General features: G+C 44.3%; 24 protein-coding genes. 2 read left to right on the top strand and 22 right to left on the bottom strand.

Features of this window, described 5'->3' with window-relative positions; genetic code table 11:
* Window positions 1-33: 33 nt before the first annotated feature.
* From HRU23_03015 to HRU23_02980, 8 genes are all read right to left on the bottom strand, one after another.
* Window positions 34-474, bottom strand: coding sequence for an SRPBCC domain-containing protein (locus tag HRU23_03015; protein ID NRA53094.1), 441 nt, complete (start codon window positions 472-474; stop codon window positions 34-36).
* Between the two features lie 158 nt (window positions 475-632).
* Window positions 633-992, bottom strand: coding sequence for a VOC family protein (locus HRU23_03010; protein ID NRA53093.1), 360 nt, complete (start codon window positions 990-992; stop codon window positions 633-635).
* 79 nt (window positions 993-1,071) lie between these two features.
* On the bottom strand, window positions 1,072-1,821 hold the full coding sequence (locus tag HRU23_03005; protein NRA53092.1) for a DNA alkylation repair protein: 750 nt from the start codon (window positions 1,819-1,821) through the stop codon (window positions 1,072-1,074).
* Window positions 1,822-1,910: 89 nt separating this feature from the next.
* Entirely contained in the window at window positions 1,911-2,393 is a 483-nt protein-coding gene (locus HRU23_03000; protein NRA53091.1) for an HAD family hydrolase, read from the bottom strand.
* Between the two features lie 157 nt (window positions 2,394-2,550).
* Entirely contained in the window at window positions 2,551-3,750 is a 1,200-nt protein-coding gene (locus HRU23_02995) for a NupC/NupG family nucleoside CNT transporter (protein ID NRA53090.1), read from the bottom strand.
* Window positions 3,751-3,962: 212 nt separating this feature from the next.
* Complete coding sequence (locus tag HRU23_02990; protein NRA53089.1) at window positions 3,963-4,901, bottom strand: LysR family transcriptional regulator; 939 nt, start codon at window positions 4,899-4,901, stop codon at window positions 3,963-3,965.
* Between the two features lie 53 nt (window positions 4,902-4,954).
* Window positions 4,955-6,199, bottom strand: coding sequence for a winged helix-turn-helix domain-containing protein (locus HRU23_02985; protein ID NRA53088.1), 1,245 nt, complete (start codon window positions 6,197-6,199; stop codon window positions 4,955-4,957).
* 216 nt (window positions 6,200-6,415) lie between these two features.
* Entirely contained in the window at window positions 6,416-7,060 is a 645-nt protein-coding gene (locus HRU23_02980; protein ID NRA53087.1) for an FMN-binding negative transcriptional regulator, read from the bottom strand.
* 165 nt (window positions 7,061-7,225) lie between these two features.
* Between HRU23_02980 and HRU23_02975 the strand changes: the two genes are divergently transcribed.
* A complete protein-coding gene (locus tag HRU23_02975; protein ID NRA53086.1) occupies window positions 7,226-8,683 on the top strand; it encodes a PLP-dependent aminotransferase family protein in 1,458 nt (485 codons plus the stop codon).
* Window positions 8,684-8,898: 215 nt separating this feature from the next.
* On the opposite strand, the gene HRU23_02970 is transcribed toward HRU23_02975, so the two are convergent.
* The 11 genes from HRU23_02970 to HRU23_02920 all read right to left on the bottom strand — a co-directional run bounded on the left by HRU23_02970 (window position 8,899) and on the right by HRU23_02920 (window position 20,868).
* Window positions 8,899-9,237 carry an FKBP-type peptidyl-prolyl cis-trans isomerase gene (locus tag HRU23_02970; GenBank protein ID NRA53085.1) on the bottom strand — a complete coding sequence of 113 codons (339 nt, stop codon included), beginning with the start codon at window positions 9,235-9,237 and terminating at the stop codon, window positions 8,899-8,901.
* A gap of 417 nt (window positions 9,238-9,654) precedes the next feature.
* Window positions 9,655-10,581, bottom strand: coding sequence for a TIM barrel protein (locus tag HRU23_02965; protein ID NRA53084.1), 927 nt, complete (start codon window positions 10,579-10,581; stop codon window positions 9,655-9,657).
* A 134-nt stretch (window positions 10,582-10,715) separates the two neighbouring features.
* Window positions 10,716-11,891 carry a Gfo/Idh/MocA family oxidoreductase gene (locus tag HRU23_02960; protein NRA53083.1) on the bottom strand — a complete coding sequence of 392 codons (1,176 nt, stop codon included), beginning with the start codon at window positions 11,889-11,891 and terminating at the stop codon, window positions 10,716-10,718.
* 61 nt (window positions 11,892-11,952) lie between these two features.
* Window positions 11,953-12,975, bottom strand: a complete 1,023-nt coding sequence (locus tag HRU23_02955; GenBank protein ID NRA53082.1) for a Gfo/Idh/MocA family oxidoreductase — start codon at window positions 12,973-12,975, stop codon at window positions 11,953-11,955.
* 39 nt (window positions 12,976-13,014) lie between these two features.
* Entirely contained in the window at window positions 13,015-13,956 is a 942-nt protein-coding gene (locus tag HRU23_02950) for a sugar phosphate isomerase/epimerase (protein ID NRA53081.1), read from the bottom strand.
* Window positions 13,957-14,143: 187 nt separating this feature from the next.
* Complete coding sequence (locus tag HRU23_02945) at window positions 14,144-15,142, bottom strand: Gfo/Idh/MocA family oxidoreductase (protein ID NRA53080.1); 999 nt, start codon at window positions 15,140-15,142, stop codon at window positions 14,144-14,146.
* A 12-nt stretch (window positions 15,143-15,154) separates the two neighbouring features.
* Window positions 15,155-16,054, bottom strand: a complete 900-nt coding sequence (locus HRU23_02940; GenBank protein NRA53079.1) for a sugar phosphate isomerase/epimerase — start codon at window positions 16,052-16,054, stop codon at window positions 15,155-15,157.
* A gap of 868 nt (window positions 16,055-16,922) precedes the next feature.
* Complete coding sequence (locus HRU23_02935) at window positions 16,923-17,741, bottom strand: sugar ABC transporter ATP-binding protein (GenBank protein ID NRA53078.1); 819 nt, start codon at window positions 17,739-17,741, stop codon at window positions 16,923-16,925.
* Window positions 17,738-18,754: an ABC transporter permease gene (locus HRU23_02930; protein ID NRA53077.1), complete on the bottom strand. Its 1,017-nt coding sequence runs from the start codon at window positions 18,752-18,754 to the stop codon at window positions 17,738-17,740. Before HRU23_02930 ends, HRU23_02935 begins: the two co-directional genes overlap by 4 nt.
* Window positions 18,755-18,763: 9 nt before the next feature.
* Window positions 18,764-19,795, bottom strand: a complete 1,032-nt coding sequence (locus HRU23_02925; protein NRA53076.1) for an ABC transporter permease — start codon at window positions 19,793-19,795, stop codon at window positions 18,764-18,766.
* 98 nt (window positions 19,796-19,893) lie between these two features.
* Complete coding sequence (locus HRU23_02920; GenBank protein ID NRA53075.1) at window positions 19,894-20,868, bottom strand: sugar ABC transporter substrate-binding protein; 975 nt, start codon at window positions 20,866-20,868, stop codon at window positions 19,894-19,896.
* A gap of 177 nt (window positions 20,869-21,045) precedes the next feature.
* Between HRU23_02920 and HRU23_02915 the strand changes: the two genes are divergently transcribed.
* A complete protein-coding gene (locus HRU23_02915; protein NRA53074.1) occupies window positions 21,046-22,080 on the top strand; it encodes a substrate-binding domain-containing protein in 1,035 nt (344 codons plus the stop codon).
* Window positions 22,081-22,110: 30 nt separating this feature from the next.
* On the opposite strand, the gene HRU23_02910 is transcribed toward HRU23_02915, so the two are convergent.
* From HRU23_02910 to HRU23_02900, 3 genes are all read right to left on the bottom strand, one after another.
* A complete protein-coding gene (locus HRU23_02910) occupies window positions 22,111-22,446 on the bottom strand; it encodes a hypothetical protein (protein NRA53073.1) in 336 nt (111 codons plus the stop codon).
* Between the two features lie 45 nt (window positions 22,447-22,491).
* Window positions 22,492-22,881 carry a GFA family protein gene (locus HRU23_02905; GenBank protein ID NRA53072.1) on the bottom strand — a complete coding sequence of 130 codons (390 nt, stop codon included), beginning with the start codon at window positions 22,879-22,881 and terminating at the stop codon, window positions 22,492-22,494.
* Between the two features lie 67 nt (window positions 22,882-22,948).
* Window positions 22,949-23,332, bottom strand: coding sequence for a VOC family protein (locus HRU23_02900; protein ID NRA53071.1), 384 nt, complete (start codon window positions 23,330-23,332; stop codon window positions 22,949-22,951).
* Between the last annotated feature and the right edge of the window lie 16 nt (window positions 23,333-23,348).

The following is a 23,348-nucleotide window of genomic DNA, read 5'->3' as shown; positions in this document are numbered from 1 at the left end:
ACGATGCCATTTCCAACAATAACTATTTAAAACTCAGTTATGGTCTATTGGTATATCGTCAGGAAATGGTCGGCCGCGGTCGGTTTCTAGGGCGTCTTTAAGACTAAGTAAGAAGACGGCCCACTTCGTGCTGCAATGGGCCATAAAGTCTGACGTTTCCTGCCAGTTTGTGTGGCTAAACCTGACAAAGGTCTGCTTATCTTCAACCTGCAATTGAAATAATATTTCAGTGCCCATCCAGGCCTCAGGTATATTTCCGTGATGTTGCCAGCGCACGATTTTATTTGGGATAAGTTCAATCACTGAAAAGTCAGGCCCGCCGCCGTTAAAACGAAACTCAATAATTGAACCGACGTCACCTGCGCCAGAAATGTCATTAGTCCACCATGACGACAACCCAGCATCGGTTGTTAATGCTTGATATATTTTTTCAGGTGAAGCGTTGATCCCAACTCGATGATTTATAGCATTCATAATAACTCCCGACAGTTCAACGGTGACATCACGATGACTCACGAAGATCAAACCCGCCATAAGTCAGCCAGTCAAACAACTGGCTCCGTAAAATACTAACATCAACAATATATACCCCGAACCAAGTATCAGCAACGACAAGTGCATTGCAATTAGTGTTAGCTGCGGTCTTTTTGCCACACCGCCAGCTCATTACCACTGGGTTCAATAAAATGAAAACGACGACCGCCAGGAAACGAAAAAATTTCCTGCAAAATCTTGCCACCTGCCGCTTCCACATTGGTTTGAGTTTGCGCTAAATTGTTACTTAACAGCACTAATAACGCCGTACCTTGAGCGGTTGTCGCGGTAAGATCTGAACGATAAAAACCACCGTCAATTCCTTGATCGGTAAACGCGGTGTAATCAGGGCCAAAGTCCTCAAACGTCCAGCCAAAAGCTTGTTCGAAAAACTGCTTGGTCGCCGCAATATTTTGGGCGGGAAATTCAACATAATTTATTTTTTCGTTACGCGACATAATTAATCCTTCTTAAATTAATGACATTTATCGAATTAGACATGAACTATTTGCCTGTATTAAGACAAGTTCAATTGCATCATTTGGTGGCCGCTAGCAACCATTGCCGCGTATCAGAATCCATTTTTTCAATAGCATACCTGATTGTTGCACGTTCCATTTGATGACAATTACGCTGAATATACTCAATAACAGCGCCCTGATGTTGTACTGAAGTGACTTTAAGCAGCCATCCAACACTTTTTTGAACATAGTTATCATCATCTGTAATCAGTAAGTCACAATTTTTAAACACCAGTTCTTTATCTAAATAATACGTCGATTGACCTATTTTTCTAGCAATAAACTTCACCCATACCACATTGCTCGCCCGGCGGCACCACGACACATTTGAATGTGCCCAGTGTTGAGTTTGCTCGATCAAATACGGCCGTGCCATCAAAAATTGGTAAATTGTTTTGATGCACAAATCATCAACATGTGACCAGTTGCTGGCATAGTTTTCTAGCCAGAATTCAAAGCGTAGTAATAAGTCATCATCGTAATTTTTCTTAACAAATTTATTAATTAAGCCAAAGGCCAACAAAACCTCTTCACTAAACTGGGCTTGGCTGAGTAAATCCTGAGTTAAACAAAGATAGTCATCGGCACTTAGGCTTGAGTATTGCGATTGAAAGTTGGCAATGATCATTGTGATGTCGGTCGCCGTAGCGCCAATGCAATTAGTTGAGCTTGGGAAATAGCGGCGACTTGCTCGCGCTTTTTCAAGGGTACTTACACGCTTAAGGTCACTCTTAAGTCGCGTTATTAGCATATCTTTCTGCTTCATCATCTTAGGCTATACCAACCCCAGTACTTAAATGATCTCTTGTCGTTACTAAAACGAACCTCAACTAATCTTAACTAATAAGAGTCATATTATTGCAACAATGCACTTAATCGATTAATAACTCGCACATCACCTGAAATTGGTCGTGAGTTAAGCCCAGCTTTATCCGAGGTTAGCCATATGGGTTTAATGCCAACCGCTAGCGCAGGTTTAATGTCTTTGTCATAATTATCACCAACCATGACGACATTTATCGCCGGCAGCTTAAGTTTGCTTAGGATAGTTTCAAGAAATTCAGAACTGCCTTTGGAGCAACCCACATTAGCCTGACAAAAATAACCCGCAATGTACTGGCTTAAACCAACCCGCTCAAAGGCTAATTTAATCTCTAACTCAGTTGAGTCAGCCGCGCCGGTCGCGATATAAATTGGGGTGTCTTGAACCAACAGTGTTAAGGCTTCTTGCGCCCCATTAACTGCTTCAACCTTATGCCAGTCACACATTTTTCCTGTCGCATTAGGAAAATCGACCATTAACGTGTCGCCCCAATCAAACAAATATGCCTTAATCATTAACGCTCTCAGTCCAAATTTTCATAGTGAAAAATATAATTGAGTTGCACCAGACTTTCAACAATTAACGCATTGAATAAATATTCATGGCCCGACAACAAAAAAGCTCCCGAAGGAGCTTTTAAAACTGAGTTACTAGCACTGCGCTAACACGGCATTACAGACTCAATATCAGTCCAGCAATCGCGGCGCTCATTAGGTTCGCTAACACGCCAGCAAAGATCGCTCTAAAACCGTGGCGAGAAATAAACTCACGACGCTCCGGCACCATACTGCCTAAACCACCAATCAATATCGCCATGGTACTAATATTAGCAAAACCACATAACGCAAAAGTAATGATCGCAATTGAATGTTCACTTAACTGATCTTTAACTTCCATTAAGTTGATGAATGCAACAAACTCATTGACCATAATTTTATTGCCAATCAATGCACCAGCAGTTATCGCTTCATGCCACGGTACACCAATTAACCAAGCGACTGGCGCAAAGGCGTATCCAAGAATTAGCTCGAAGCTAAGCGCAATACCAAACCAGTTACCAATACCGCCTAACATGCCATTAAGCAAAGCAATAACACTGACAAAAGCAAGCAAGGTAGCACCAATGGTAACAGCAAGTTTTAATCCAGAAATTGCACCATCGGCCAAAGCTTCAACCACGTTAGTCGCGCGTGGCATTTCTACCGTTGAGCTTGCTTCGTCGTTGTTATCATCAAGCGACGGCGGAAATAATAATTTTGCCATCAACAAACCAGCAGGTGCCGACATGAATGAAGCGGCAATTAAAAATTGCATATCAACACCTAACATCGAATAACCAACCAAGGTACCACCAGCAACCGAGGCTAAACCACAAGTCATTACCGCAAAGAATTGTGAATCACTCATGCCTTTAAGATAGGGTTTTACAACTAATGGCGCTTCCACTAGTCCGACAAAAATATTGGCGGTAGCAGACAGTGATTCGGCACGACCGGTGCCCAATAATTTTTGTAAAAAACCACCAATAACGTTAATGACTTTAGGCATTAAACCGATATGGTATAACCCCGAGATTAGGGCTGAGAAAAAGATGATAGTACACAGCACATTAATCGCAAAAACAAAACCACCAGCGGTTAAGCCGCCGAATAAGAAATTAATGCCTTCTTGGCCATAATTAATGACATTAGAAACGCCACCGCTAAAACTGTTGAGCGCTTCTTTACCAGCAGGTACGTACAAAACTAATAACGCAAAACCAATTTGCAACGCAAAAGCGCCAACAACAGTACGCACTGGAATATTGCGTCGGTCTTTAGAGCAAATAAATGCCGTAAATAAAATGGCGATGATGCCAAATATAGATGTCATGAAGCGAACCTGTATATTATAAAGTATTAAAGGCGCGCATTGTAATGACCCCGTTTTATGACAGCAACCGCCACAAGTTAACTGATTGTTGCGGTGCGTCAACAGCGTTAGATCGCTGTCGTTTAGGTTGGTGTTTTTAAAGGAGTTATTAGTGAGCTGAAGAACGATTATTTCCATATGGAAATAATCATTCTTCAGATAAAGATAAGTAGTTATATTTTAATTTGTGAGACTAACGCCTTATCCCAATAAGCAGGTTCACCCAGGTAGGCTTTGAAAAATTTAATCGCGACACTCGTTTTCTTAGGCAGGTGCTTACGACTAGGATAAACCGCATAAAAACGCATCACCTGGCTGGCCTGCCATTGTGGCAGTAACTGAATTAACTTACCCGTTTTAAACTCATCGGTTATCAAATAAGTGGCTAAATAGGCAATGCCCCAACCCGATATCGCGGCGTCGCGAATGGCTTCGGCCAGATCAACCCGGTAATCGCCATTAACGTTAACAGCTATCTCTTGCTCACCATTTTTAAAGGCCCAGCTGCTATAATTTCGCTCGCGGTTTTTATAGATTAAACAATTGTGCTGCTCAAGATCTTGCGGTTTGGTTGGCGCCGCGTGCTTAATTAAATACTCTGGCGCTGCAGCAACCACAAAATTAGTCGCGGTTAGGCGCTGCGCGACATAACCATCGGGCAAATTTTCAATATTGGTTAACCACAGGTCTAATCCTTCTTCAATCATATTGGCAGTATGGTCGAACAAACTCACTTCAACACGTAGCTGTGGGTACTGCTGACGAAATTGTTCAATCGCCGGAATGATATGTAGCGTACCGAAAGATTGCGACACGCCAAGCCGCAACGTGCCCGAGACCTGTTGTTGCAAATTGGCCATCATGGTTTCAGCTTCTTCAACCTGATTGACCACTTTAGCGCAGTAAAGGGCAAACTGTTGTCCGGCATCCGTTAAAATAAAACTGCGGGTTGAACGCTGCACTAATTTTACATTCAAGCCTTGCTCTAAACATTTCAGCTGTTTGCTAACATGAGAAACCGAGACACCTAAACTATGGGCAGCGCTGGTAAAGCTGCCTGTTTGCACCAGCGTATCGAAAATAACCATTTGGTTAGCGCGATCTTGTATCAATTGTATTTACCTAATAATGTTCATCAGCGCCATTATAGCTTTGTCAGAACATGTCAGCCAAGCGCTTTTAGCGCGCGCCGCACATCTTCGGTTAACTGTTTGGGAGTAACTTGACTCACAATCACTGAGTCGCATTGCACAAACACGCAAAAATCAGTAATGGCCACAGCCAAGGCTGCAAGAACTCGCTCGACATCAAACTGATCCGGTTCAAACTGGTCTTGTTTAAATGTGTTTGGTTCAAAATGCAATGATCTTATTTCCAACTGGCTGATTTTACGATGGGCTTTGCAATCCATCCGGCCAATAAATTGGCCACGAAAAAGTAGTGGCAAACAAAAATAACCATACTGACGCTTGGCCGCTGGCACATAACACTCGATCTGATAGTCATATTGAAACAAGGCCTTAAGCCGCTCGCGCTGAATGACACTGTTGTCAAATGGCGAAAGAATTAACAATCGGTTGTTTAAGCGGGGCAACTGATGCTCAAGCGCCCCCGTTGCCAAAATAAATACCTCGCCGCTGCTCAGCTGTACTTGCTCTAAATCGCCCTGCGCCAACCTTTCGTTAATCAATACTTTAACGGCATGGCGAAGCTGCGAATTTCGGCGTAAATAGGTCAGTCCCTTTAGTGATACAAGTCCATGACAGCGTAACTGTTGATCAACAAGGTGCGTGGCAAACTCTTGCATGCTGGGCATTTGATAATTGACGCCAGTTGGCAACACACGCTCGGTTAAGTCATATGTTTTTTGAAAACCTGCGCGACTACAAACCATAAGGTCGCCTTCCATATAGAGTTGTTCGAGCGCCTTTTTGGCCGGCTTCCAGTCCCACCAGCCAGCGCCTTTGATGGTGTTTGTTTCAACATCTCGAGAGCGTAGCGGACCATCAAGCCTAATACGCGCCAACAGCTCAGCCATCAACTTGCGATCACTGGTTTTATACCAATGGGTTTGGCCACTTTTAATTGCGTGTTTATAAGGTAAAGAAAAGCGAAAATCAGTAATAGGTAAAAAAGCCGCCGCATGTGCCCAATATTCAAAAATATCGCCATCGAGCAATAATTGATTCGTCATTGCAGGGGTAAATTTGGGGACTCTGGAGTGGAAAACATGATGATGCGCTCGTTCCACCACAGATATCGTGTCTATTTGGACATAACCTAGGTGGTTTATCGCTTGGCGAGCACCCGCCAAGCCTCGCCCATATGGCTGAGCATGCAACAAACCTTGCGCGGCCAGCGCAAGTCGGCGCAAACGCATCAGCTGTGATTGCTCTTTAATCTCAATGATGGTCGTATTCTCCTCACACTTATAATAAGCAGGCATAAAACTTTAATCATTAACCAACCGAAACTCTGTTATTAACAGATTTAAAGCTATAAACCTGTTAGCGATTTTTATCATGGTTGCTGAGCTTAACTACAACATTAAGTACACATTAGCACAATTTTACGTGGGCTCAATCTCAACGATTACAGCGGTAATGTAGAGACTAACACGCAGATACTACCCTTGCTTATTTTGGCGTGCATCGACACAAACAGCCATCGCATGCGCCGCTTGGCCTGATTGTGATTTCAGCCCGCTACAAACCCCATTATTATCAGCTGCCGTCTTGTTTTGGCTTACTTTCCAAGTGCCCTGTAAGCTGGTTATTTCAATTTCAATGCCAGTGATACCCCGCAGTTGATTGGCAATAAAGTCCTCGGGCGCATCAGATATTGTCCAAGGATCTTGGCGACCTTTTTCATGTCGATTGGTTAACTCGTTCAAATGTTCAAGCAGCCAGTTGCTATCTTGATGAAGCTTAATCTTACCCCGCGCATGAACCACAATATAATTGTAAGTTGGCACCACTTTGCCATGCTCTTTTTTCGATTGATACCAAGACGGAGTAATGTAGTGATGCGGTCCGTTAAACGTCACCAGTACCTCAATGGTTTGGTCGAGCTTTCTTGCGATGGGGTTGCCCCGTGCGATGTGGCCACGCAGAGTTCCCTGAGTTGATAAGTTAGGATCAATCAGCAACGGAATATGATCGGCAACTATCTGGCCTTGTTGCATAGTAATCAAAGTTGCAAACGGGTGTGCCTGAATCATTTGCTGTAAAATCTCGACCCGCTCTTCACGAAAAATTGGTGGTTGAAACATCTTTTGTCCTCGCAATCATACTTAATATGGCTGTCGTTAGTGCCAAAATGGCATAAATCCTTACTTGTTATGGCCGAGTTTGCTATGTTGCTGGTACTTTTATAAGATCCAATTATGTAACAAATGAGCATACCAATTTAGGTAGTGCAATATGGTTAATACAATATGATTAATACATCTGACTTGCTGCTGGCGATCGACCGATCCCGCAAGACTGCTATCTTTGAACAAATATGTCAGGCAGTCCGAAAACAAGCTCACACTGGTGTTTTAAAGCTAGGGTCGACCTTACCTGCCACACGCGTATTAGCAGAACAAATTAACGTGTCTCGCTCAACCGTAGTAACGGCCTACGAGCAACTCGTCTCAGAAGGCTATTTAAAAGGACATCAAGGTGCCGGTTATACACTCTGCGCAACTGGCTCGGTTGAGCTGAGTTCGGCAATAATTACCGAGGAAATAGTGACGGAGGTAGTAGTTACTGAGGCAATAGTGACAGATAATGTGCCTACAGTAGAATCAGTCCCACCGCTAATTCCGCTTGCGCCAAGCCAACCTGACATGCGCCTTTTCCCGTATCGCCATTGGGCTAAAACCATGGCCAGAGTATGCAGAACCAACCCGCAAGCCATGTTAACGGGCGCAGGCACTTTTGGTAATTTGCCCCTACGCCAAGCGATAGCAAATTATGTTAAGCAATGGCGCGGGTTTGAGGTGTCGCCACACCAAATTATCGTGACAGCAGGCGCAACTGACGCGTTAACTATCTGCTTTCGTACTCTGGGTAAAACAGGTGAGTTTGTTGGCATAGAAGATCCTGGCTACGTACCAATTACGCGTATTGTCACCAATCAAGGGTTGGGTCCGGTATTTTTAGATATTGATCAACAGGGTGCTCAATTACCTAACCCACAAGAAAATCCACGTATGGTGGTGCTTACCCCGTCACATCAATACCCGCTCGGTGGGGTGATGTCGCCGCAACGACGCAGGGAGTTTATTCATTGGGCAAATGACAACAACGGTTGGATCATTGAAGACGATTACGATAGCGAGTTTCGCTATGCTGGCCGCCCTATTCCTGCCATGGCGGCTTTAGACAATTTAAATCGAACCCTATACATTGGGAGCTTTTCAAAGGTATTTTCTAACACCTTAAGACTGGGTTATCTTATCGTGCCCCGTGCATTAGTCGATCCCATCCGCCAAACCATGGACAACTATGGCTTAAAGGCCGGATTAATGCCCCAGCAAGCACTGGCGCAATTTATCGATGATGGTGATTATTATCGTCATCTCAGGCGGATTAGAAAAATATACAGCGAACGAAGAAAGTTTCTGGTCGATGAACTCAATCAAAAGTTTAGCCGCTATGGCCAAGTCCAAGATCATCCTGCGGGTATGCAGCTCGTATTTCATCTTAACCAAGGCCTCAGCGATGTTGAAATATCCCTACGGGCAAAAGAGGCAGGATTAGCGTTAGTCGCACTGTCGGACTCAACAATCCGCAAGCTTAACTACAATGGCTTTATTCTTGGTTTTTGTGGGGATTCACCCGATGAAATGGGTGATGGATTAAATAAGTTACTGGATGTAATGTCAGCATCAGCACAATTGGGCTAACTTGTTCTTGGGTGATTGGTATTAGGATCTGTCTAAACAACGTCTGAGATCGGGCGCGAACAATAAGTGGCATTAACTAGCGTTCGGTACTTGATAATATGAACAAGATATTCTGAGCAAGATAATCTGAGCAAAAAAAGTTGAACAAGATAAAAGATTGGTTATCGCCGTATCGTTAAGGTAAAACATTAACCAATCTTTTTATTAAACCGCGATTAATCGTCGCGGGTTAGCACTTCTAATAGTTCTATTTCAAAACTTAAATCTGAATTTGGGCTGATAATCTTACCAATTTGTCGTTCACCATAAGCCAGATGAGCAGGCACAAACAACTTACGCTTGCCGCCAACTTTCATGCCCATTAAGCCTTGGTCCCAACCCTTAATAACGCGTCCAGTACCGATAACACACTGAAACGCCTTACCGCGATCATAAGATGAATCAAACTGGGTGCCATCTTGTAAAAAACCGCGATATTGAGTGGTAATTAATGCCCCTTTAACCGCTGCTTTACCATCACCGATAACGACGTCGGTTATTTCTAATTCATTCATTGTTTGTGATACTCAAATCTTAAAAAGTGTAGTGCAATAGTAACACCGCCCTATCGACGGGAACAACTAACGCCAGCTAAATCTTATTCTCAAAGCATTTTTTACCTAGCTGTTTTTTTAAACATCTAGGATATTAAGCGGTCGGTCAGTAGTTTTATATGAAATAAGCTAACGCAAAGAATATGACTGAAATAACCGGATTAACTAACAAAAATAATACGCCAGCAAGTATTAAAAAGCCTTTAATAATTTTATTTATCAACTTGTATTCTTCACTTATCAAATAAATGCTTGATAAGTATAGCTGTTACTTGCTCGATGATATTAAATTGCAGATTACTCGCGGCAGACAAAAATTCAGGACTAAAAATGACTTTATCGGAGATGCCGCAAACAAAAGCTTTTAACCGAGAGCTTCTAACCAAAGCCAACACTGCTCAGAAAACGGCGACTTTGGGTGACATCTTGCAAACTAGTTTCAACATCGCGCGGGTCACGCTCTTGCTCAACGGTGATATAACCACGATAGTTAATCTCATCCAATATGGTGTGAATAGCCCGGTAGTTAATAACACCCTGACCAATCGGGCACATCACCCCCGTGGCAACGGCGTCAAAAAATGCCAGTTGATTGTCCATCGCCTGTTGATACTTAACCAAGTCGATATCTTTGAAATGGATATAATCTAAGCGCGAAGCAAACTCAACTAACCACGCCTCAGGATCCATCTTAGAGTAATAAAGATGACCCGTATCTAAACACAGGCCGGCGATATTGTGCGGTATATCTTTAGCAAGCTGACGAATTTCGTCGGCATATTCAATGTAACCACCAGCATGTGGATGAATAACCGCGCGTACCCCAAACTCTTGCCAAGCTAAGGTGGCGATTACTTTTATATGCGCGATCATCTGTTGCCACAACTTAGGCGATAAACGCGGCGCTTGCTCAGGTCGACCAGCACACTTGTCTCGTTCGGGGTGGCCCCAATCGATAATCACTAAATAAGGTGGCGCTTGGGATTTGTCAGGATCGAGCGGCAACGGCGGTAATTGGGTTAGCAACGCACAAATATCTCGGGTTTGTTGCAGCAAGTTATCTAGGTTTTTTGGATCAACCAAATTATCAAAAATCGTGCCTGCGACAATTTGAATATCGTGTTTGGTTAGTGCTTGGCTAACAACCTCAGGATCAAGCGGTAAATAACCATATGGCCCTAACTCAATGCCTTTATAACCGGCAGTAGCAGCTTCTTCTAATACGCGCTGCCATGGTGGTAAATGTGGGTTTTTAGGATCATCGACCCCCCAGCAACATGGCGCGCTGGTAATTTTTATGCTCATCGTTATTGTCCTAATTTGTAATGCTGCAATCGCTGAGTAACTAATGACCACGATTGCAGCTATAGGGCCTTATAGCTGCACCAAACAAGCGAGTGCTTGCAAGGCGCGGCTAATAACTTACTCGCCCTATTCGCCTATTCGAAATCAACCCACACAGAGCCGTTATCCGCTGAGCGCACACAATTTTCCAGCCAGCGAACGCCCTCGGTTCCCGCTTTAATCCCCGGATAGTGATGCGTTTTAAGGAAAGCGTCGTCACCTCGGTTCTTGGCATCAATCGCTTGAGCTATCCACAGATACATATTGGCCCAGCTATCAGCCAACCCTTCGGTGTGCAATGCCCCCATTCGATCGCAAGCAAGGCTTTCGGCTTCAAGATAAGGCATGCCATGATGCAATATTTGCGGCGGCTGACCTTGAATTTCATAGGCCAGCTGATCAGGATGAGCGTCTGACCATTCCACCGACGCTTTAGTACCAACAAAGCGATAACGCTGACTGCCCATGTTGCCAGCATTAACTGACGATACCCACAGGCGGCTAACTGCGCCAGTATCATAATGAGAGATGACATAGGCGTTGTCTTCAAGCGGCGCACGCGACTTAATAAACGCTTGGCGATCGCACAACAGTTTTTTAACCTTAAGCTCAGGCACCACTAATTCAGATAGGTAATAAAGGTGGGTACCGATATCACCTAACACAAAGGTTGGGCCCGAAGTAGCAGGGTTGGTGCGCCATCGCATTGCTTCCGGCGCATCAACATCATCACCGGCATTAAACCCATGGGTATATTGCAAATCAACAATCCGAATATCGCCCAACATGCCCTTTTTAACCATCGCAGCCATTTGATGAACCAACGGATGACCAGAAAACCCGTAAGTCACCCCAACAATTAACCCTTTTTGGTTAGCGAGCTTTTCCACTTCGAGACATTCTTCGACGGTGAAAAATAGCGGCTTTTCACAAATAACATGAATGCCACATTCAAGCGCCGCCATGGTAATTTCAAAGTGAGTGAAGTTAGGCGTCGCAATAGATATCACTTCAACGCCATCATCGCGATTAGCCTCTGCGCTAAGTAGCGTTTGGTAATCAGGGTAAAGGCGTTCACTGTCCATGCCTAGCTCAATCCCAAATTCTTTGCCGCGCTGAGCGTCCAAATCAAAAGCCGCCGCAACTAATTTATAAGCCGTATTATCGCGTAATGCGCCAGAGCGATGTTTATAACCGACCTGCCCCGTACGACCGCCACCGACCATGCCCCAGCGTAAAGGACGACTAATTTTGCGTTCACCGTTTAACATAATAAAAATCCTTATAATTTTGTTGTTATTTGATTGGTTTATTTATTACTTACTTATGGAATTACAGTTCAATTGTTTGAGCGGTTTTTGCGCTGAGGTAAGCAGCATCAATAACGGCTAATGTTGCTACTGCCTCAACCGCGGTTACAGGCGGTTTGTCACCACTTTTTACTGCGGCTGCAAATTGGCTATAATAGTCGTGATAACACCCTTGCGCCGAAGGGATTTTTTCTTTGCCTGCGGCCGTGGCTAACGTGCCCCAGTTTTGCTCAAGTTCGTAACCCCAGCTTGCGGGATTAGCAGCGGGTTTCATGCCACAAAAAATAGCCTGAGCTTGCACATCGGTATAATTTGAAACGTAGCTGCCGTGATCGGCGTAAACTCGAAGCTCTCGCTGCTCAATATAATTGAGCTTGCTCGCCGATAAATGAGAGTGAACACCACTGCTATGAATAAGGGTTATAGTAAAACCTGCTACTGTATTTCCCTGCGGTAACTCGACATAATCAAGTTGCGCACTCACCGACTGTACTGGCCCAAGCAACCACAGCATTTGATCAATTAAATGGCTGCCAAGATCGCGTAACAAGCCACCAGATTCACCAGCTTCAATCGTGCTTGGATCATCAAACTCCATCCGTGAATCAACCCGCCAAATTTTTCCCAGCCGATCAGTATCAATCAGCTTTTTTAGCGTTTTGATATCAGTGTCGTAACGCCGATTATGAAAAACACCCAGCGTAATACCAGCGTCAGCCGCTGCTTGGTCTAACTCACGACCACCTTGAGCATCTGGTGCAAAAGGCTTATCAGCGATCACATGCACGCCAGCGCTTGCCGCTTCCAGCACCAACGCTTTACGCGTTTGTGGCGGGGTGGTAATAGTGACGATATCAACCCCAGCCGCAAGCATGTCACTTAAACTGGCATAAATAGGAACATCGGGGAAATCTTCCCTAATCGTCGCAATCGTTTTTTCAGCTCTTGCGACAATGCCAACCAGCTCAACACCTGCTGCTGCCATAATAAAGGGGGCATGAAAATACCGCCCTCCCACACCGTAACCCACGAGTCCTAACCGCATAATTAACTTCCTTTGTGCTGTTGATAAATAAAGCGGCTATCAGCGAATGATAGAGGCTTGTAGCGCATCAATTGATGACTGTATTCCAGCTTCGGTCGACATCGTAAAGTCTTCCATTTCTAGCGAAACCCAGTCGTTATATCCCGTCATACCCACGACAGAGAAAAACTCTTTCCACCATTGCACATCGTGCCCAGCGCCAACCGCAACATAGTTCCAGCTGCGATTTTTAACATCGGTGACTTCACGCAGTTCGAGCAAGCCGTTAATATCAGCCAGTCCGCGCTCGATACGCGTATCCTTGCCATGAACATGGTGAATTGCATCACCTAATGCGCGAGCAGCAGCAATGGGACATGCACCTTTCCAAAATAAATGGCTAGGATCTAAATTCATGCCAACCATTGGGCCTACTTCGTCACGTAAACGGAATAAGGTTTCTGGATTCCAGACCAACATCGCTGAGAAATTTTCCAGCGCATATTTTTCAACCCCAACTTCAGTCGCAAGTTTTACTAAGTCATGCCACAGTGGAAATGCGCGATCGTCCCATTGATAACGGTCTCGCTCTGGCATCTCTTGCGGCCAACTTTTGGTGTAAACTAACCAGTTCGGCACCATATCTCCCGGAGCCGCCTCAGGTAGCCCAGACATAGCGACAATTTTGTTAACCCCAATTTCACCGGCTAAACGAATCGTGTCTTGCATTTCTTTAAGATGGCGTTTGCCCATATCACCGGGATCGAGTGGATTTGCCGAGCAATTAAGCGCCGCAATTTTAAGGCCTCTCGCCTCTATCTCTGCCAGCTTACCTCTTAGCAAGCCGCGGTCTGCCAGTAATTCATCGGCGCGAAAGTGCGGCGCACTAGACCAACCGCCGCCAGTCATTTCAACGCCTTCAACGCCTAACTCAACACACTTATCGAGCATCTCAATAAATGGCAGATCGCCCATAACATCCGTACAAATAGACAACTTCATGTTTAAATCCTTATTTAATAATTCACCCAACAGCAACGAGAAAGCACAATGCATTTTATTAGCAAGCACTCAATTATTCTGATGCTGTTATTCATTTGTTTAATCGTTTTATTAGCCGCATCTGCTAACTCATTTAGCGAGTTAGCTGCGCTATTTTGTTATTACTAACCTTCATTTAAGCGAGCGGTTAGTACAATTTTGGCTTTTCAATCAGGTTAAGTGACTCGTAAGTACCATTAGCGGCGGCGCGTAATGCTGCGTCTGCCGTTGAGGTTGATACATAACCGTCCCATGCGCTTGGCCCTGTTGCGCCACCCGCTGCTGCGGCAGTGATCCATTCTCTAAACTCTTGATCGTAAGCTTCAATAAAGCGTTCGCGCCAATCAGTCGGGATCTGCTGTCTAATACCATGTTGATCTGAAATCACCGTTGCCGGACGGTTTGGTAATGCAGCAACGCCACGCTCACAACTCACTTCACCACGAATGTCATAACCGTAAGAAATGTTGACTGAAATTTCGACATCGACAATCGCGCCACTGGTCATATGCAACAGCACGATGGTTGGGTCGCGCAGCTCGTTACCACGTGTAGAGCGGCGCGGACTGCGTACTTCAACTCCCGTAATTTCGTCTGATAATAACCAGCGTGAAATATCAGCGTCGTGCACCAAGGTGTCATTTAACGGCATGTCTGAGGTATACAGCCCTTCTGGCACGCTACCGTTACGATGTACCGAGTGGTACATCAGCGGCGCACCTAAACTGCCGCCATCGATCACTTGTTTCAAGCGACGATAATCAGCGTCGAAACGGCGCATAAAGCCAACTTGAATTAAGCGTTTACCGTGAGCGACTTCCGCATTAATTACCTTAATTGCTGCTTCTTGTGAAATCACCATCGGCTTCTCACAAAAAACCGGCTTACCGGCCGCAATACACTCAAGTAATTGCGCTTCATGCGCGCCGCCCCATGAACATATAACGACAGCGTCGACCTGCTTTGACCAGATAAGCTGCTCAAAAGAGTCAAAAACTGATGCCCCCTGTGGCGCGGCATCGGCAGCAGATTGCTGGTCAATATCATGAACTGCAACAACCTCTACCCCGCTTAATACCTGTGTTAACCGGCGAATATGATCTTTACCAATCATGCCCGTGCCAATAACTCCAACTCTTAAAGTCATGTTCAGTCCTTATTACTTAAGATATTTATCAACATAGCGCTGCATTTCGTTGCGCATGAAAATGCCACTTTCGTCAGCTTTTTCTTCCCACGCAAACACACAACCGGTCATGATGCCGTCAAAACCAATTTCGCCAAGCGTGCGGTAAAAATCATCCCAAGGCACTTCGCCCTGTCCAATGTTTAAATGCTGGTGTACTCGCGCCGTTGAACCCGGTGGGTTAACGATGTAACGCAAGCCAGAACTGCCCTTGTGATTAAACGTATCAGCAATATGAACGTGCGCTAAAACATCGGCGCACTCACGTAACATGGCTACGGTGTCATCGCCGAAATAAAAGGTGTGTGGGGTGCAATAAAGAAATTTAACGTTGTTAGAGTTAACCGTTCGGATTAAATCGACCGACGGCTGTAACGTTTCTACCCAATCTTCCGGATGCGGTTCAATATTAAGATTAATGCCTTCACGTTCTAAAATAGGCACTAGTTCATCCATCGAGCGCCACCAAGCGTCTTCGCAAGTTTCAAGCAACGAGCCTGTATGGCAGCAATAACAGCCACCTTTGTCAGGATGGGGACCACGACCAAATTCTGAGTTCATGGTGTCAACGCCCATTTCAACGGCAATCTCAATTGCACGTTTCCAGTGTTTTACCGCCGCTTGACGTTCTTCTTCATCATTAGATGCCCAGCGATACATCGGTAATAACGAAGAAATACCGACATTAGAATCTGACAGCGCTTTTTTGAATTTCTTGATCCGATCCGGATAAACGCGGGGCGCTTTGAACCATTCTAAAAAATCACCTCGAGGGCTAAGTTCCATCCAGTCATAACCTAGCTCTGCAACCTTAGACGGTAGTTTTTCGAGCGATAAATGACGATGCATGTAAGGATCTAAGGATATTTTCATTGGGCATACTCCATTGTTTTAATGCAATTGTTTTAATGCAATTGTTTTAATGCGTTAGTTTTTAACTCTTATTTTTGCGTCACCGGACACGAGGGTCGTCTTCAACAACATCCCTCCCCTTGTGACTACGGATTAAAAAATACACAAATGAATCTAAAGATGAAACACAAAAAGCAACATATAGTTGTTTTCGTGTCATTTAATATCACTCATAATGATATGAATAATAAGGGGTTTAGAAGACAACAAGCTCGCCAATCGCTGACATAGCTGAGGTGACAGCCATTTAGGTATCAAAAATCAACCAGCCAATAAATCATTCGAACGTTAAGTGAAAAGCAGATATTAGCGGCGCCGTGATGCAGCATATGCGACGTATAAAAAGTGCATCAGCAATCGAAATAAATAACAGCGCCAACGTGGTTCATCGCGCCTTAACTCTCAGCGATTTAGTTATCAGCTATTTAAGCGTTGGGTTCATTGAATAGGTGTTTTAAGCCATGGACGAGCGTAATTAGGCAATGCAGGAGCAATTACCGAGAAGCTATTGCCGAGTGCTGCTCAGAGCGCTAAACAAAGGTAGCAACGTAATGCCATTGGCTATGTTCATCTTAAATGTAGTTAGCTTCACAACTAATTTAAAATGTTAATTTTTGATAAAGCAGACTTGTGCAACATGGCAGGATTTACGGCGACTTGCTGTTCAAATGGCAACACTTTAATACAGCATAGCCAATGTCATTAGCGTCAGGTAAGTTCACCACAAATAGATATCGGTGTAGGAGAGGCGCCAAGGATATTTCATTGGCCTCTCATCATTTATAGATCTAGGGTTAATCCGCCACTGAACCAGTGGCGGATTAATTTGTTACTGAGCCACCTTGATTTGAGGTTCGTCATTCGATTGTTGGTAGCTTTTAATCTCGCTTTCTAGATCAGCCATTGCCTCACCACCAGCCATAAGATCGGTGATTTCTTCACGGGTTTTTTCACCTTTTCTGAAATCAGCCGCCAATGCCCCGCGAATAAGCACGGCAAAGTGATCGCCTACGGTCATTGCATGCATCACTTGGTGGGTAATGAAAATAATAGCTAACCCACGTTTACGTGCTTCAAAAACAATGCGAAGTACGTGCGCGGCTTCTTTAACGCCCAATGCTGCGGTCGGTTCATCGAGAATTAAAACTCTGGCACCAAAATGCACAGCTCGTGCGATTGCCAAAGATTGACGCTCGCCCCCCGATAGGCCACCAATCAAGCGATCGCCATCATCAATTCTGGTGATCCCAAACTCTCTCACGGCTTTTACCGCCGTTTCGTTGGCTGTCTTGCGATCAAAAAATGAAAATGGCCCGAACTTTTTAACCGGTTCAACACCAACAAAAAAAGATCGCCCGATGCTCATTAAGGGAAAAGTGCCACCGAATTGATGCACGGTGGAAATACCGCGATCAGCCGCATCTTTTGGACGGTCAAAAATGAGTTCTTCACCGTCCATCAGTATTTGTCCTGACGTTTGTTTGTGAACACCTGCCAATGTTTTGATTAAGGTCGATTTACCGGCGCCGTTATCACCGAGTAAACATAACACCTCACCGGCTCTCACTTTAAGAGAAATATCGTGCAGAACATCGATAGGCCCAAACGATTTATTGACGTTACGTAATTCCAATACAGGGGTTGTCATGATTTATCCTCGCTGGTTAATTTGAGTTTTGGTGCGCTCATTAGCGCCATTTTTCTAAAGAGGTTATTCATCATCACCGCAACGAGTAACATCACGCCAATGATCAGACTCGACCAATTTCTATCTATATCAGTGAAATAAATTCCTTGGCTAACGACTGCAAAAGTGAGTGTGCCAAGACAAATACCTAATACAGAACCAAACCCTCCAGTAAGGATCACGCCACCAACAACAATGGCTACTATCGTGTTAAAGATATAGAGCATACCGCCAGAAACTTGAGCAGAATTAAACAAGATTGCACCACACATACCAACAAATGCCGCACTGGTTGACGAGAGTACAAATAACCAAATAGTTAAACCTTGAGTAGGAATGCCCGCGTTTCTCGCACTTTCCTTATCTCCACCCATGGCAAAAATCCAATTGCCAATCCGCGTGTGGTGCATTACGACGTAATAAAGTAGCGATAGCGCTAACCACCAAACAATAATGATTTGGTAGCTTCCACCTAACAGCTGACCAAACGTCGCTTTTGCCCAGTCTGGCGCAGCAAGTGACACACTTGCATTACCGGTCAATAATACCGAGGCGCTCAACACAATACCCTGCATCGCAACTAGGGTACCCAAAGTCACAATCAGCGAAGGCACTGATGTCCGTACCGTTAGTATGCCGTTAATTAAACCGACAATGACCCCGACCGCAAGTGTGGCGAAAATGCCAACTTCAATCGGTAATCCATAATGGCCAGATGTAACAGCAATCGTCATCGATCCCGCTGGGATCATCGCGCCTATCGATATATCTAACTCACCAGCAATCATCAACAAACCAACAGGCAAAGCTATCAAACCAAGATTAGCGGCAAAATTAACCCAACTGGCCGCGCCAAATAAGTTACTTAACTCAACGCCACCAAAGATGACATAAAAGACAATGACAGCGACAAAGCTAATAACTGATCCTGCGGCAGGTTTCTGTATGAAACTTGTAAAATTTAATGTTTTCATCACACTGCCTCAACTTTTTTTCTTATTAGAATAATTAAGAGCCATCTTGCGGAAAGTGTCGTTACTAACGACAGCAATCAATAGAAGCGCACCGATAATGATACTGCCCATATTAGGATCCAGATCAGTGAAGTAAATCCCCTGATTGACTATTGCGAAGGTGATGGTACCAAAGACCACACCAATCACTGAGCCAAAGCCACCAGTGAGTACAACCCCGCCTATAACTACGCACATGATTGAGTTAAAGATGAATGCTTGACCCCCTGCCACTTGGGCACTTTGATAAACCATCGCCTGAGAAATTCCAACAAAAGATGCTGCTAAACTGCTCATCATAAAGAGCGAAATGGTTAATTTTTCGGTCGGAATACCCGCATTTCGAGCACTGACTCGATCGCCGCCAAGTGCAAAAATCCAATTGCCAATGCGTGATACATGCAGAATGTAACCAAAGACAATAATGGCAGCAAACCACCACAAGATTGTCACCTGAAACATTCCACCAATAAACTGACCAAGTAAAAATTGCGATAACTCACTAGGTGTTATTGACGCACTGGTTGAACCTGTAATTAAAACAGACAAACCAAGCGTTAAGCCCATCACAGAAAACATCATGCCTATAGTAACGATCAAAGATGGCAGCTCAGTCTTGAGCACCAGCCAGCCATTAATAAAACCAATCAATAGCCCCATGCTTAATGCGGCAATAATCCCGACACCTTCGGGCAAGCCGAAATGTCCAGAGATTGTGGCAACCATTAACGAAGAGGCTGGGATCACAGCACCTATTGACAGATCTAACTCTCCAGCAATCATTAACAAACCGATGGGCAGAGCAACAATGCCTATCTCAGCGGCAATATTGAGCCAACTGGAAAAACCAGCCGGCGATACAAATATCTCACCCGCGGCAAAAACAAAAAACAGAAATACGGCTAGCATACCAATAAACGACCCCGCTTCAGGGCGTCTGACCAACCGCCCAAAAGAAGGCAGTAAACTGCTATTTTCTGTCGAACAACTTTGAGTACTCATTAATTATCCTCAATAAATTATGCAAAGGGTTGCACCAAGCCACTCGCTGGGTGCAACCAAGCGCTTTAGGAATAAATCATCAATGCTTTAAGCACTAATTAGCGCATACCTTTTTTGACGCCAAGCATCGTTAAATCAACATTTTTAGCGTCAATAATGCCCGGACCGGTCAATATTTCTCGAGTTGGTACAGTTAAACCATAATTAACGAAGCTGTTAAGAATAGAAACGGCGAGGAAACCTTGCTGATAGCCTTGCTGGTCTATCGCAAAAAGTTGCTTGCCAGACTTAATGTTAGCGAGCACAGTTGCATCCATATTTAAACCGCCAACTTCAACTTTGCCAGCCTTTCCTGCCTGCATAATGCCGTTGATTGAAGAGTTAGCATCAAGGTTGCCGATGGTGTAAATGCCCGTCACTTTTGGATGGCGTAAAAGGTAAGCTTTCACGGCCTGCGCTACCGCTGTTGAGCTACCAAAAGATGTGGCTGGTAATGGTAAGGTTGCCCCAACACCGCCTTTAGCGGTAATACCATCAATCATACCTTTACAGTTCGCCTCGATATTGGCAGCGCCCGGCAAGGTGTTGACACAAACCAGGTTATTTTTGTCATGTGCAGAAAAATATTCACCCGCGGCAACTCCCGCCTTGTAATCATCACTGCCAACGTAGTTCATCGCGCCTAAGTGATCAGCCGCTTTCAAACCGCCTGCGTTATAGATGATCAGTGGAATGCCGGCATCAACAACCGCTTTGAAAGCAGGATCCATCGCATCAGGTAACCAGTTTGGTCCCACAATAGCGTCGGCATCTTGTGATATTGCTTGGCGGATCAATTCAGCAGCATCAATACCTAAATTGTCGTAGTTTTGTGGGGCAAGCCAAGTAACAGATCCTCCTTGAGATTCTGCAACGAGTCCCGCGGCCTCAGCACCACGTTTCACGGTAGACCAAAAAGGGTCATCAGGTTTGCCTCCCACGACAAAAATATTGGCCGACATAACGGTTGTGGTGGCACAAGTAGCAAAGACTGCAACAGCTAGTTTTAATAGGGAACGATACGTTTTTTTCATTGTTATTTACCTCTCCATCAATATAAATAATTAAACCTACCTAATCGGAAGATTCTCTAAGTTCGGTATAAAAAATACACAAACGAATCGAAATATGAAATACTAAAAGCAACAGATAGTTGTTTTCGTATCATTACGTATCATTCAATATGACATAAATAGTAAAGAGTTTTGAAGATGAAAAGACCAACAATTACCGACTTAGCTGAAGCGGCAGGTGTTTCAGTATCAACAGTTAATCGTTTATTAGGTGGACAGAAAAATGTTCGCAACGCCACCATGCAACGTGTGCAAAGTGCAGCAGAAGAAATTGGTTTTTATGGCTTGGGTGCTATTGAATATCGTGTGCGCGAAGCGGCGCCGATCTACCGCTTAGGTTTTTTGCTGCAGCAATCGACTCGCCCACTCTATCAATTAATTAATCGAGAAATAGTTAAAGCGTGCCATCGACGCCGCGATGAAATTATTGAACCGATAGTTGAGTTTGTTGATGAGCTGACTCCGGAAAATTTCGCCTATCATTTAAAAGCACTGGCGACAAAGTGCGATGCTGTTTCTCTTATTGCGCCCGATCACCCAGTAATTAGTCAAGCCATTAGCGAAGTAGCCGCAATGGAGAAGCCGGTAGTCGCTTATATAACCGACCAATCAGCGCCGGAACGAGCCGCATTTGTCGGCACAGATAATTGGAAACTAGGCAGAACAGCAGCATATTTAATCACAAAAATGGTTAATAACTCAGGGCGTATCGCGGTGTTTATTGGCAGTCATCGTTACCAATGTCAGGATGTGTCTGATGCGAGTTTTCGCTCATATATCCGCGAAAATGCACCTCAATTTACCGTGGAAGATAGCCGCCCGACCGATGAAAACCCTGAGCAAGCTTATAAGATGGTTAAACAATTGCTAGCAACCACCGATGATTTAATTGGCATTTTAATTTTCGGTGGCGGCATCTCGGGTGTGGTTCGCGCGCTACGCGAAATTCCCGAAAAAAGACGTAAAAAAATCCTGCTTATCTGCAGAGATAGCGGACCAGAAACCTTGCAAGATTTGTCTGCTGGCATCGTGACCGCCACGTTGATCCATCCGCTGGCACCGATGTCCGATTTATTGGTTAAAACGATGATTGACGTCATTAAACAAGATTCAAATGAGTTTACGATTCAAAGAACCATACCTTTTGAAATTATTACGCCTGAAAGTCTTTAGAGCTAATAACATTCAATCGTTACAAGTAGCTTACGCGTCGTTATCAAGGCCAACCCAATCAACCAAGTCGGCGACAGAGCGCGCGGTTATTTTAGCCGCGCAACATGCACCAACCGATGAAAAGTGAGCTTTAACCAAGTCAATTGCTCGCGCTAACTCAATGTACTCTCCAGTCGGATTAGGTAGTGAGCGATCACTATTACATTTATCAAGGTAATGAATTGCCCCTGCGCTATCAATCAACATGTCCAGTTGTTCATAGCCTATAAAGTGCAAATCTTCGTCACTATGCCATTGAGCGAGATCAGCAATATAGAGTAACTCGTCGTCGTCCGTTAATTTTATAATCGCAGGCCAAATGACCACTTAATTCTCCAAAAATATACAGCGTTCTACGACAAACTATGAGCTTTACTCAAATTCGTCACACTGAGGTAAATCACTATTGATTAAATACCAACTGGCCTTTTGCGAGACCCAAATATGGTTCTTTTCTTTGCTTGTTAGGTCGCTATCGAGTGAACCTAAACGCAAGATTATATGTTCGGTTGCTTGACGTTTGGCATAAATTTGCGTGCCACATCCGGCACAAAAATAACGTACTTTACCAGCCGATGATTCGAATGAACTTAGCGCCTTGTTACCAAAGAGTTTAAAATCAATATCTTTAACCGCAGCGACACTTGAAAATGCAGCGCCATGGGCTTTGCGGCATGTTTTGCAATGGCAATGCACTATATCGCCAACTTGTCCTGAGATTTCATATTTCACTTTGCCGCACAGGCAACTGCCAGTAATCATTTATACTCCCGTTAGTCACTATTTTTACAGTTAAGTTAATCTTTAGTTAAATAAGTTTTTATCTTAATTATTGCTCATATAGTTCTAATGGTAGCCCGTCAGGATCACTAAAAAATGTAAATTTTTTATTGGTGTATTCGTCAACCCTAATCGGTTCAACCTCGATACCTTTTGACATGAGATAGTCGCTAACCGCTTCAACACTATCAACATTAAAGGCCAAATGCCGCAAACCTAACGCTTCTGGGAAACTGGGTCTTTGCGGTGAGTTAGTAAAAGAGAACAACTCGACCTGACCGCCATTGGGTAATTTCAAATCAAGCTTAAATGAGTCGCGCTCTGCTCGATAGTTTTCAGCAATAAGCTCCAGCCCAAGAATTGACACGTAAAAGTGCTTCGACACTTGGTAATCGGAACAAATTATTGCTGCATGATGAATTGATTTAAGCACCTAATTTCCTTGGTAT

The organism is Gammaproteobacteria bacterium, assembly GCA_013214945.1.
Classification (GTDB): Bacteria; Pseudomonadota; Gammaproteobacteria; order Enterobacterales; family Psychrobiaceae; genus Psychrobium.
This window is presented reverse-complemented; position numbering and strand designations above follow the sequence as displayed.